This is a genomic window from Pseudomonas sp. ASL4 (assembly GCF_056680395.1).
The window spans coordinates 6532335-6544450 of the sequence record NZ_CM155280.1 but is presented as its reverse complement, the minus strand read 5'-3'; the positions used below and the strand labels follow the sequence as shown (position 1 = coordinate 6544450).

Here is a 12116-nt window from a genome sequence, read left to right as displayed (position 1 = left end):
GAATTTTTTCGCGGTCCAGGAGTGATGAGGTTTCGGCGAAAATTAGGAAAGCCATGGAAGCAATCGAAAAGGATATTGAGGATAATGATGGGCTGTATCCATTCAATAATGGAAGACTGTCCCTGGCAGAGGTTTGTCGTCGTGCATCGATACATAAAGTTACCCTGCAGGGCCCAACACATAGCGCCACTACAAAGGTTGTCGTTAAAGAGTGGCTTCAGAATTTAGACAAGTTATCAGTGATCGGCGCTAAGACGGTACGCAAACGTGTCACTGCTGCGGCAGACGAATGGCGGGATCGTTATCTTACCATCGCAAGAAAATACAATGAGATGTACGCTATAGATATAGTTTCTTTGCAAAGTAAACTTGATGAAGCTCATAATCGAATTTCTGATCTTGAATCTGAGAATATGGCCTTGCGAATAAAGTTGTCTGCAGGAGGTGTTTCTCTAATTTCTGATGGGCGAAATAAAAAAGATATCTAGTAGGTGCTTTTTTACTATGCGTCTTCTGAATATTAGATACTTTCTTTTAATTTTTCAGATTAACTAATATCCGTCTGACTACCAATTCTGAATGAAAATCGTCTTCCCAGAGCTCCGCCGGCTTTGGGCTATCTTTCACATGTAGGTAGCTGCCCAGGAGGGCTTTCCTTATGTGACTCAGCTATTTCAGGCTATCAAGTTCGCTGGCGACCCGAGCTAGGAGTTGAACCGAATCTTCAGGCCCCATTTCGCTGTAAACCGCTGTAAGTAGCGTCAGAGGGTGAATTCCTAAATTCTTTGCGATGGCAGCCATTTTCGGAAGGGTTGGCATTTTTTGGCCATTTTCGAGCTCGCTCACATAGCCTTGATTTATACCAATCGCGATTTGTGGGAGCCCTTTGCTATTACGAATTGCTTTGACGGTAACCCCGAAGGATTCTCTGAGATCCATTTGCTGTTCCACAAAAGGCACGATAAAGCCTTGCTGCGGATCAAAGATCTATACGCTATAGCAATATTTTAGGTTTTCTTACGAACAAACTGTCTTTCAGTGCCGTGGAATTGTCAGCGTATCCGTACGGGGGTAAGCATTTGCGGATATGTGTCCTCGGAAGGAGCGTCAGAAAACTCCGGGCAATGCTGCGTTAGGAGACGAGTTGAATACAAAACACGAGATTGTTTTTTCTTTCGAAGGTCCAGATCGCCTAACTTATAGGTCGCTACCGATGTCCGGTAAACAATCGCGCTTTCATCAACGTTGACCCCATTGAAAGCGATGATGCTCTCAAGCTCCTCCATCGCCCAGGTGCTGCGTCCGCTTATAGAGGGAGGGCACATCATATGCACGTGTCTGACTACGATGTCCTTGGCTGTTAAAAGATAGTGTCGTAGCTCATACGCACACTCGACCATCGCAGCGCGGTTGCGTTGCCCCGTTCTCATCGAGGTGATGGTGGCGATGAAGCAAAGTCCTTCTATTTCGCAATGAGTCCAAGTTCGTACCTCATTATGCTTAGGGTCGAAAAGGAAAATCACTGAGCGCTCCGATGCAGTGCCCCTAGAGGCATATTATTGCTGAAGGAAAAAAACTATATGCTATAGCAATATTTGGTAGGCCGCATTCCCTTTGGTCGTCGTCGATCTTATGTTTTTGGTGCAGTTGCCTAACCGCTTGTCGCACGCAGCATTGAGACCGGGTCTATCGCGTGAGTAGATCCTGAAAGGGGCCATGACGAAAGGAAGACGCAAGGTTGTTAGCTATAAAATGATCATTGCAGACCTCGGTTTGAGGTCGAAGACAAGCGGAAATTGGGAAACAGATCAAAAAAGCTGAACACAGATTTCTCAATGTGGGTTTAGTATTTGGCGCAGATTTTGAACCTATCGGTCTGTTGTTGGGTGTCTTGCGTAACCCTGCTCTGGAGGAGGGTTACATTACCTCGACCAATGCCTGAACCCCTTGGGAGATAGGTGTCTGTGACTGAAATCGAGAACCGCAATGAAAGGCAAACGCAAAAGCACAACGACGAAGTGGCTGATGGCTGAGCAGTTCAAGTCTGAGGCTCAGGGCATTTTGAAGGGGCGCTCTGCCCGAGCGAGCCGATTCTTGGGCGTAGCGCTTTCGGCCGAGGGCGTTCTGGAGCCCATTGGCGCACTGGCGGGTAAGCGCTCTTCCATTTTGACGGAGCACGACTGACGCGACGTGTCGGCAACCTACCTTCACAGCATCTGAGAATTGCCGGATGCTTTACGGCAAGCCGAACCAGGGAGGCGACTCATGTTGGCTGAAGTGATGCGCGAGGGTGCTTACCGTGCCTATCGAGTCCGGCTGGGGGTGTTTCTCCCCATTCCCATCGACGCTTCAGATCAGGACATCCACGAGCTGATCGAGGCGGGCTTCTTGGCCGCTAGCGTCAAGCTGCTTTGTGATCGGGGCACACTCAGTGATGCCGGGCACGACCAGATCATTCAGCTGAAGACCCTCAAAAAGCGATTGGCAAACGGTCAGCGACTGAGCGTGGATCAGAGTGATCGGCTGTTTCGCGTGGCCCATATTACCGCCATGGCCGAGGTGCTCTTCGAAAGCGATGAGAAGGCCAGGCGCTGGCTGTCCAAACCCAAGACACGCTTCTTAGGTCAAAGTCCCATAGCGATGTTGTCGACCAGCCAAGGCACCCGCCAAGTTGAAGAGGTGCTGATTCAATTAGCAGAAGGGTTGGTTTTTTGATTCTGGAGCGCCCCGATCTGTGCGCGACTAATGACTACGGGTGGTGCTGATGAAAATCAAAGAAAAGAAAGCGGTGGAGGTCGTCCGCGACATCCTGTGCGATGTCTGCCTCGATAGCACTCGCGTCGAGGATGGTAGCCTCCAATACGGTGTGTTGCAGGCACATTGGGGATACGGTTCAGACCGCGATGGTGAGCGCTATGAGATACATTTATGTGAACGCTGCTTTTTCCAGGCAGTTGCCAGTCTTAAGCAGGAAAGGCGTATTCAAAGGATGTTCAGTGAGAACGACAATGACACATTGACCGACAATTTCGGTTTGGTTGCAACGGACGACTACTTCAACGACGGCGGCAGCTCGACAAATAAGCCATGAATCAGACAACTCAACTGACTCATCGATTCGGGCGCTCGCGACGGGATCATTCGACTGAAAACGGTCCGATCGAGAAGCTGCATTCGGCTTCAGAACGCGTTTCTTCATGGGGGCGGCTTAGGTGCCCAGCGAGGAAATTTTTCCCTTGCAAGCCACCGAAAAGATGTGAAAAGAAAAGTGAAGGTGTGGTCGGGCTTTCGGGCGGGAGATAGGCGTAGAGGCCGCGTAATTACTGAGAAAATGGCAAAAAAAATATATGCAATAAAATGCGAAGCCTAATCCCGAAGAACATGCTCTAGTCAATAAAAGTGCGCTGGCGCACGGTAGCTTTGCCACCCAATGCGCCTCTGAATGTGGGTTGTCGGGTAAATCCTCTCAGTTGCTTTCTCGTCTGCGTCCGCGTCGACCAGCCGTATGCGTGCGGCGAACATACCTTCTGGAGCTCGAAGCCAAAGGCAATGGTGTCCACCTAAATTGAAGTGGACAGTTCTAGCCTTATACACACGCGAGGGTGTCAGAAAAAAGAAAGGGTTTGGTGGCCACTGTCTGTCGGCCTCGATAGGTAGCGCCACTGAATATTCAACATTTTGCTTGTCAGGTGTAGCTCGGTGCCCGCGGCACTTGGGGTTGATGACTTAGCCATGGGTAATGCCAGCTACCTCGTCCTTTGCTGCTTCAATAACCCGCTGCGGATCTGTGACTAGCAGGTCTTGTGGTCGCTTGCCTTCAAGCAGGCTGCTGGCTGAGGCAAACCAGTACGCCATGCCCCAACTGCTCTTCTTGGCTTCCAAGATCTTGATGACTTCCCGTATCGCTGGTAGCGGGCGATACGCGGCGTCCTTGTCGAGCCCGTAGAATGGGAAGTAATCGCAACCGTTGTGCCGGATCGCGAATAAGCGATTGTCTCGCTTCCATTTGTTGGGTTGCGAGCTGGGATTGCGCGAGCTGAACTGCGCGAGATGCGAGATCTCGTTGGCCGTCACCCAGTCGTTACTTTGAAGGATCTCGGTTTTCGCCTGTGCCAGCATTCGGGCCTCGCGCAGTAACGTCGACGGCACCGGCTGCTTGGGAACCATCAGGGCGACGATGGTTGAAATCGTATCGGCAGGGAGCGGGTGAAGGTGGGCGCGGAATACCTGAGTGAGCATGTCTACGGAGCATATGTAGGCATCGACCAAGTCCCGTGACTTTGCATCCACGGTAATGACAATCTTATGCCTAGAGCCCTCGGAGTCTTGAGATGTAGTTTCAATCTCAATCACAGGTGGTTCCCGAACGAATCCAAAGGTTCCAGTACTCAAAGTCATACACGCCGGTCAAAAGTTGTTGGTGTGATCAATAACTGCCAGTAACCAATCTATCCCCGAAGGTTGGTTGTCGCAACCACCGCCTGGCGGTGGTAACGGCGCCTCCCTGCCTGGCGACGGAGGAAGCGTATGAGGTTGAAAACGAAATCACGCTTGATTCGTCAGGAAGGAAACCTTCCGGCGTTTTAATGTTTCGACCGTCCCCTTCAGTTGGGTTGCGACGGTTGAGTGGAGAGGGGCGCCGGGTAAATATACCCCTCGATCTGCTCTGTCATGTTTAACGTATCGTCGACCTCAATCTCTAAAATCTGACGGTGTAGTGGTCTAATGAAATCTATGGTCACCCCCATTTAGGCGGGAATGCTCGCCAGATCGAGGTGTCAAATGACCAAACAACGCCGTTCCTTTTCTGTTGAATTCAAACGCGAGGCTGCTGACCTCGTGCTCAAGCAAAACTACAGCTACATCGAAGCCAGCCGTTCACTCGGCGTCGGCGAGTCTGCGCTACGCCGCTGGGTTGAGCAGGTTCAGCAGGAACGCCAAGGCGTCACCCCGCAGAGCAAAGCGCTGACCCCGGAGCAGCAGAAAATTCAGGAGCTTGAAGCTAGGATCGCCCTCCTTGAACGGGAAAAATCGATACTAAAAAAGGCTCCGCGCTCTTGATGTCGGAAGATCACGAGCGTACGCGCTGATCAATCAGCTAAGCGTCCATGAACCGATTGATTGGCTGTCCAAAGTGTTTGAAATCAACCGCTCAAGTTACTACGCCTACCGCCGCAGACGTCGGACATCCTGATGTTGAGCGGCTTCGGTTGCGCAGCCGGGTGAGCGAGTTGTTTTCACAAAGTCGCAGTGCTGCTGGCAGCCGTAGCATTCTCTCGTTGATGCGTGACGATGGTGAGCAACTCGGTCGGTTCAAAGTACGCAGCTTGATGCGTGAGCTTGATTTAGTCAGTAAACAACCCGGATCACATGCTTACAAACGAGCGACGGTTGAACGGTTGGATATCCCGAATGTCTTGAATAGGGAGTTCGATGCCCGGCACCCAACCAAGTGTGGTGCGGCGACATCACCTACATTTGGGCTAGGGGAAATGGCACTGTCTGGCTGTCGTGATGGATCTTTGCGCGCGCCGGGTGGCGGGCTGGGCGCTATCGGAAAAGCCGGATGCCGAGCTGGTTATCAAGGCGCTGGATATGGCTTACGAACAACGGGGAGGGCCTCAGGGCCTGCTGTTTCACTCTGATCAAGGGCCCAGTATGTGAGTCGTCTATTTCGCCAGCGACTGTGGCGTTATCGAATGCGTCAGAGCATGAGTCGCCGGGGAAATTTCTGGGACAACGCGCCGATGGAGCGCGTGTTCCGCAGCTTGAAAACCGAATGGATGCCGACCACGGGCTACAGGACTGCTCAAGAAGCCCAACGCGATATCAGTCATTTCTTGATGCATCGGTACAACTGGATTCGGCCCCATCAATTCAACGATGGACTGGCGCCAGCTCGGGCCGAAGAAAAACTTAACGACGTGTCCGGGATTAGTTGACCACTACAAGGTCATACGCTGGTACGCGTTTATGTCGAAGCGTATCGTATGATGCGCTCTGCCTATGTTGGGGATTTCTCAGAAAAGGATTACGCAAATGGATATTGAAATGGCTCTTAAGATCGAGGCCGCAGAAAGAGAGTATTTGTGTTTGCGAGTGAAGAACCTGTCACTGATAAATGGAAACCCTTATGGCGCACGCGTTTTTTTCAACGAAGATTTTTCTTGTTTTCAAGTGAAAGCAACGCCCAGTCCAATGCTTAATCGTATCTACGGTGACAACACGGACGAGCCACAAGCCATTTTGAATTTGCTCAGACAATCGGCTGAATATTTAACTGTAACCCCACTGGTAGGAAAATCCTCGACGTTAGGGCAACACGTTCACATGGGGGATGGGCGTCTTGAGCGCCTGAGAGGATGGACGCACTTGCAGTTATCTTGTGCGGTAGAGGACGCCGTCTTAAATCGACACTCATTCGAAGTTGAGGAGGTCACGCCACAAACGCTTCCGGAATTCGCAGATATTCACGCGGGTGGTTTTCATACCAGACCCGATCAGCGGGGGCTGAGTCAAGCTTCATTTTTAGCGCAAATATCAAATGATCGGATGAAAATCTACGTTCTTAGAGCAGGCGGAAAGGTGGTGGCAGGAGCCGTGATGTATTTTGCCAGCAATGGTGTCGCCTATCTTGGAACGGCAGCTACCCGCAAAGATGCACGGGGATTTGGCTACCATGGAGCGCTGATATCTCACCGGATAGAGCAAGCAAAGAAGTATGGCTGTAGTCTGATCGCTGCGACCGCCTTGGCTAGCTCTCAAAGTCGCCGAAATCTGCAACGCGCCGGACTAGCGCAATCCCATGCTCAAGCGCTGTACCGCCTGGCAGAAAATTGAGAAGTACTGCGAGCCACAACAGGCTGTTTTTGGCGGATACCGGAGACGTCAGGGGTGTTTCTGTATTAAACGACGCGATATTCCAGATGTCATACAAGTCCCAAGTGCGGCGACTTCGTAAAACACGCGACAGAGGCCTGGGGTGATATTTCAAAAAGTCGTAGGCACGGTGGAAAGTGCCCGGACTCTGGACTAGAGTTGTTCGTGCCTGAAAGCATTGGGGGAAATGACTTACGTTTTGGTTCACATGGTTTTGTCTTTTTCAAGGGGATTGGTTGTAGATTGCCGCCCTGTTGAAGCTAACACTAGCAGCAGGCTTTTCCTCCTCTCTGCTTCACGTTAGTCATTGGAGTCTCTTTCGCTCCAACCCGACGTTGCGCAACATCTCTTGTTCGAACCTCAGTCCCAGATAGCCGAAGTACTGCTCAACAATATCTTCTATTGCCTTGAGGGAACTCACATGAATGCGACCGCCGCAGTTCTGCAACGCTCCATTATTCATCGTACCAAAGGCAAAAACCTTGGCTCTTTAACAAGACTTATGAGCCCGGCTGACTTGGGCGAAATTTTGAAGCCTTTTGTATTTCTGGCTATTTTCAGTTTAGGTGCAAACCGCGGGAAGGCCGATTCTGGTATGCATCCGCATTCAGGAATTGCGACGGTTACTTTCATGATTGACGGCGATATTGCCTACGAGGACACGACCGGCGCTGTCGGGGTTTTACCAGCAGGGGGGCTTGAGTTGATGCATGCCGGTAACGGCGTCTGGCACGACGCGGTTCCAACCTGTGACGCATCCATTCTGGGGTTTCAGCTTTGGGTGGCATTACCGGCTTCAGAAGAGAATAGCCCGGCGAAAAGTGTCTACCTGGCGCCCTCGAAAATCCCACAAGTAGGCCCGGTACGCGTACTCCTGGGGCAATATGGAAATGCGCAGAGCGTTACTGAAGCACCGGCGGGCGTGAACTATCTCGCCGTATGTCTCAAAGACGGAGAGCGCTGGCGTTACACGCCACCAGCTGGCCATACCGTGGCCTGGTTAGCAGTAGAGTCGGGCTGCGTAAGCACTGGAGGTCTGGTGACTAAAGGCGAGCTCGCCGTCTTCGAAGAATCCGAGCAGTCCATCGAAATCGTTGCGCGAGGCGACACCGCTTTTGTGTTGGGCTCTGCGGCTAAGCATCCACATGATCTAGTCACCGGTTATTACTCCGTGCATACCAGCAAAGAGGCAATGGCCCAAAGCAAAACCGAAATACAGCGCATTGCCGCACGTCTACGCCAGGAAGGTCGATTGAGCCAGGTCGTTCCTAGCCCTTCGTCCTGAAAGGATTGTTTAAACGCTTGCGCCATCTCATGCGGTGACGTTCGCAGTCTTCAACACTGCCCCCCGACGGCATGTGACCTTCCCCAGCGAGCGGGGACTTGACGCCTAAATGGATAAAACAGGGGCAAGACACTGCGCCTTGTCACACCCTTAAACCGCGATCAAGCGTGCCATCCAAAATATGGGTGTATAAGTGCTGAATATAAACGTCGTGTATGTTGGCTGACTTCAACGCGATACCGTGTTCGGTTTTGTAAAATGTCCCTCCGCACTTTTGCAGGTGCTTCATGAACGTGCGTACGGGCACGTTTTCGCGACAAAGCTGCTTGAAGTCGAGCCCGGTAAGCTGCTCAAACTTGTTGAAGTTCAAGCCGTCTTTAGTTTGCAGCGCCGCGCCAACTCGAGTCATCAATGACTCGATCTGGTCAGGTTCGACCCCGAATTTAACGCACTTTCCCAGCACCAAAGGATTTTCGATGTATTCATCGTAAAAGGCGTTGTCATTGATGATTCGATACCCTCCCAACATTGACTGCGCTCCGCTACCGAGCCCAAGGATGTCGCCTTCCAATCCATAAGTGTGCATGCCGACGATAGACTCGGATTTTTTTTCCCGTGCAAAGTACGCGAGACAATATTGGTCGAAACCGTGCGCTTCGAGTAGGTCTTTCGCCGTCTGGTAAGCGAGCTTAGTGTGCTCGAAGCTTAATTGGCCGCGACGCCCCGTGTCGATGAGATTTGCCATCTTTGTTCCGGGCGAAGGTCGATAGGGGTATACCGAGATATGTTGAACGTCCAAAGCTGCGGCTCGGACGATCGAATTCTCGACTTGTGCAATATCCTCATCTGGAAAGCCGGCGATCAAGTCGACGTTAACATTCGCCACGCCGGCCGCTCTGGCCATATCCACCGCCGCCACTGCCTGTTCAGCGGAGTGCGCACGTCCTGCCCGGCGCAGGTGTTCTTTGTCAAACGACTGTACGCCCAGGCTGACTCGATCCACCGGATGCGCATCCAGCGCACGAAGGTGTGCAACTGTCAGTGTTTCAGGGCTTGCTTCCAGCGAGTGTTGGCGTACTTTTGACAGGTCGAAACTGGACTGGAGTGCTTCCATTATCCGCTCAAGATGGTATGGATTCAGTCGAGTTGGTGTGCCGCCGCCCCAATAAATCGAGGTGGGGACATAATTAAGGCCAGCACACTGTTGGCCAGCATCTTGTATCTGTCGGCATAATGCATCTACATACGCTTCGCCTTTAGTGTCGGCAGACGTCAATTGGCGGGTTTTATTACCTATCACATAGTCACAAAAATGGCATTTTGATGTGCAAAACGGTACATGGATATAAATTTGCAGATTTCGAGGTGCAGTGTATACGGCAGTCTGCTCGCGCATAGCGTTAAATACATCAGATAAGTATCGCATGCTTCAACCTCTCCATTCTTCAACTCATCAGTGAGTAGAGACCAATTGCCTGATCGTGTCATTCAAGATATTTTCCTTTTCGGCGCTGCTGATGCGCCTGCAGGCACCACCCTGGCAGGCAAATGAATTGGAAATGATATGATCGAATTCGAATACTTTGAGTCGGTTAAGCGTATCGGCGAGTTTTTTGCGGCTTGGCGGCGAAACCCAATACTGCCATGCCTGCTCTACGGGAACTAAGGTGTCACCAATAAATAATATCTTATTCACGCCGTTATCCCACAGGTATGAAAATGCACCGGTTGTGTGCCCTGGGGTCGGAATGATCTCGATATCGCTTCCTAACGCGCGCTGTTCGTAGGGCAGGGCTGCATTTATTTTAAAACCCTTTGCACTCAGTATCTTCGCTTCGATGTTGCTGCACATCAACGGCGCGTTGAAGTGCGCTGACATTTTGATAGTGTCCGGGCTCACATGATGGCGGTCACCAATCAGTACCGCAGAAACACCGCCCTTTTTTTCAATATCGGCATAAAAGGGGCTGATATCTGCTTTGGTGCCGAATAAGACATTGCCCTCTGGCCTTAATGCCAGATACGTAAACGGGCTGGGCGATGCATGAGCGTCATTCCTGATTAAAAAAAGATTGGGTAATATCTCTTTCATCTTACTCTCCGTTCGGTTGTCCGCAAGCCCGAGGTCAAGCTTCAATACGCATGGAGTAGCGACCTTGTTTATCCCAGATTTTTCCGTACCGACCTTGTTTGGCAATCAGTTGCAGGTGCGTTCCTTGTTCTAGAATGCGTCCGCCTTCCAAGTAAATGATCAGATCCATATCTTTAATGGTCGAGATACGATGTGCGATTGCAATGACCATTCGATCACTCATCGCGTTGGCGATTGCCATTTGAATGTCTTGTTCAGCGGCGGTGTCCAGCGCGCTTGTTGCCTCGTCGAGAATCAGTGTCGGGCGACCGGGTTTCAGGAGTGCGCGGGCCAAGCTCAAACGTTGTCGTTCGCCGCCGGAGAATTCACTGCCATTCTCGCCGGCAAGGGTATTGAAGCCGGCGGTCCGACGATTGATAAAAGTCTCAGCCGAGGCCATCTGCGCCGCCGACAAGACTGCATCGTCGTCAGCATCAGGCGCGCCGTAGGCAATATTGTCGCGCACGGTACGGTTAAATATTCCAACATGCTGACTGACCACGGCGAACTTTTCGCTCAACGCGTCACGGTCAAAGGTATGCGGCTCAATACCGTCAAATAAGATTTGCCCGCTGCAAGGGGCCAGTTGCCCTAGAATCAATCGAATCAGTGTTGTTTTACCCGCACCCGATGGACCTACCAGGCCAATTTTTTGCCCTGCTTCGAAGGTGAGATCAAGGTCTTTGAATAACAGCCCTTCACCCGGGTAGCCGAAGCAAACTTTCTTGAATTCGATCCTGCCGGTCTGCTTGGTGGCTTTGTGCACTGGACTCTGAATAGTGGGTAAAGGCGCAAGGGTAAGGTCATCCTGAAGAATAAATTCCAACGCGCCATCCAACGAGCCCAGGTTTTCATAAAAGCCAATCAGGTTTTTTGAGAGGTCGAAGACCGTCATCACCAAAATATTAGTGGCGGTGAATACCAGTGCAAACGCTCCCACATTGCGCTCGCCGGACAGGACGTCCTGTAAGGCCAGTGTCGTCATGATGGCGAACAGGCTGAACACCGCTACGCTGGAAAAAATGCGCATGAGTAATACGTAGCGGCGCAGCTGGCAAGTGCGCCGTCTTTCTTCATCCAAGCCTTCGGCCAGAAACCTGTTTTCGCGTTGGGATGCCCCATAAGAGTAAACAGTTTCGAAATTACGTAACACATCGCTTATTTGGCCGGCGGACCGTCCTGAGGCAAGGAACTGTTGACGTCCCAGCCTCAGGCAGCGAAAGGCGAAGAAGGTTGTTCCAGATAAATAGATAACCAGCCAGCCGATAATCATGAGTGCATAGTGGCTGTCGGCGATATAGAGGATGATGCTGATGTTTAGAATCACAACAATCATGTTGACGACGTCGAACGTGAGCAGTTGCACCAACGCTACGCAATTGTAACTTGAGCGTTTTATTGATTCGACCAGTGCGCCGCCGTGTCGGTGTTGAAGTGATGCCGGTGAGCGATTCAACAGGTAGGCAATCTGACGTTTCTGGATATGCGCCCGTAAATCGGCACTCGCCCTGACATCGACCCATTGATAAAGCCTGAAGAACACCATCGCTCCTGCGCTTAACCCGATGAGTCCAATAAACCAGTGTATGGCCGACAGGCGTTCGGCTTCAGCAATGCTCGTCAGACCGTTGATGACGCGTTCAAACGCGACTGGCGTCGAGCTTTCAAAAAGAGTACCTAAGGCTGTGAAGACGGCCATTAACCCTATACGCAATGGCACGCTTTCACTCAGCATCTGGCGTAAATAGACGAGTGGTGTTCGAGCCAGTGGCGGGTATGAATTCATAGTGCTATTACTCCTTGTGCAACTACAGGTTGTCT

At 51.3% G+C, this 12116-nt stretch carries 12 protein-coding genes and 1 pseudogene; 7 read left to right on the top strand and 6 right to left on the bottom strand.

Going from position 1 to position 12116, the window contains the following annotated elements; all coding sequences use genetic code 11:
• Positions 1-53: 53 nt before the first annotated feature.
• Positions 54-488: a lysis system spanin subunit gene (locus AC1MEW_RS29895; RefSeq protein ID WP_480424631.1), complete on the top strand. Its 435-nt coding sequence runs from the start codon at positions 54-56 to the stop codon at positions 486-488.
• Between the two features lie 181 nt (positions 489-669).
• On the opposite strand, the gene AC1MEW_RS29890 is transcribed toward AC1MEW_RS29895, so the two are convergent.
• On the bottom strand, positions 670-939 hold the full coding sequence (locus AC1MEW_RS29890; RefSeq protein ID WP_480424630.1) for a helix-turn-helix domain-containing protein: 270 nt from the start codon (positions 937-939) through the stop codon (positions 670-672).
• 113 nt (positions 940-1052) lie between these two features.
• The gene (locus AC1MEW_RS29885; RefSeq protein WP_480424628.1) at positions 1053-1523 is read right to left on the bottom strand and encodes a hypothetical protein; all 471 of its coding nucleotides are present in this window, start codon (positions 1521-1523) and stop codon (positions 1053-1055) included.
• A 463-nt stretch (positions 1524-1986) separates the two neighbouring features.
• On the opposite strand from AC1MEW_RS29885, the gene AC1MEW_RS29880 reads away from it, so the two are divergent.
• The 3 genes from AC1MEW_RS29880 to AC1MEW_RS29870 all read left to right on the top strand — a co-directional run bounded on the left by AC1MEW_RS29880 (position 1987) and on the right by AC1MEW_RS29870 (position 3091).
• Positions 1987-2184: a hypothetical protein gene (locus tag AC1MEW_RS29880; RefSeq protein ID WP_480424625.1), complete on the top strand. Its 198-nt coding sequence runs from the start codon at positions 1987-1989 to the stop codon at positions 2182-2184.
• An 81-nt stretch (positions 2185-2265) separates the two neighbouring features.
• Entirely contained in the window at positions 2266-2715 is a 450-nt protein-coding gene (locus AC1MEW_RS29875; RefSeq protein WP_480424624.1) for an antitoxin Xre/MbcA/ParS toxin-binding domain-containing protein, read from the top strand.
• 49 nt (positions 2716-2764) lie between these two features.
• Positions 2765-3091, top strand: coding sequence for a hypothetical protein (locus tag AC1MEW_RS29870; RefSeq protein ID WP_480424622.1), 327 nt, complete (start codon positions 2765-2767; stop codon positions 3089-3091).
• Positions 3092-3726: 635 nt separating this feature from the next.
• On the opposite strand, the gene AC1MEW_RS29865 is transcribed toward AC1MEW_RS29870, so the two are convergent.
• A complete protein-coding gene (locus AC1MEW_RS29865; protein ID WP_480424619.1) occupies positions 3727-4353 on the bottom strand; it encodes a hypothetical protein in 627 nt (208 codons plus the stop codon).
• Between the two features lie 429 nt (positions 4354-4782).
• Between AC1MEW_RS29865 and AC1MEW_RS29860 the strand changes: the two are divergent.
• The 3 genes and pseudogenes from AC1MEW_RS29860 (at position 4783) to AC1MEW_RS29850 (ending at position 8164) form a co-directional block, all read left to right on the top strand.
• Positions 4783-5942 (top strand): annotated as a pseudogene (locus AC1MEW_RS29860) (IS3 family transposase).
• Between the two features lie 97 nt (positions 5943-6039).
• Positions 6040-6840 (top strand): GNAT family N-acetyltransferase, encoded by an 801-nt coding sequence (locus tag AC1MEW_RS29855; RefSeq protein ID WP_480424618.1) that lies wholly within the window; start codon positions 6040-6042, stop codon positions 6838-6840.
• 460 nt (positions 6841-7300) lie between these two features.
• Positions 7301-8164, top strand: coding sequence for a pirin family protein (locus tag AC1MEW_RS29850; protein ID WP_480424617.1), 864 nt, complete (start codon positions 7301-7303; stop codon positions 8162-8164).
• 142 nt (positions 8165-8306) lie between these two features.
• Here AC1MEW_RS29850 and AC1MEW_RS29845 read toward each other — a convergent pair whose 3' ends face one another.
• From AC1MEW_RS29845 to AC1MEW_RS29835, 3 genes are read right to left on the bottom strand one after another with little or no spacing between them, the layout of a single operon-like run.
• The gene (locus tag AC1MEW_RS29845; protein ID WP_480424615.1) at positions 8307-9590 is read right to left on the bottom strand and encodes a coproporphyrinogen-III oxidase family protein; all 1284 of its coding nucleotides are present in this window, start codon (positions 9588-9590) and stop codon (positions 8307-8309) included.
• Between the two features lie 27 nt (positions 9591-9617).
• Complete coding sequence (locus AC1MEW_RS29840) at positions 9618-10256, bottom strand: MBL fold metallo-hydrolase (RefSeq protein WP_480424614.1); 639 nt, start codon at positions 10254-10256, stop codon at positions 9618-9620.
• Positions 10257-10290: 34 nt separating this feature from the next.
• Positions 10291-12081, bottom strand: a complete 1791-nt coding sequence (locus AC1MEW_RS29835) for an ABC transporter ATP-binding protein (RefSeq protein ID WP_480424612.1) — start codon at positions 12079-12081, stop codon at positions 10291-10293.
• Between the last annotated feature and the right edge of the window lie 35 nt (positions 12082-12116).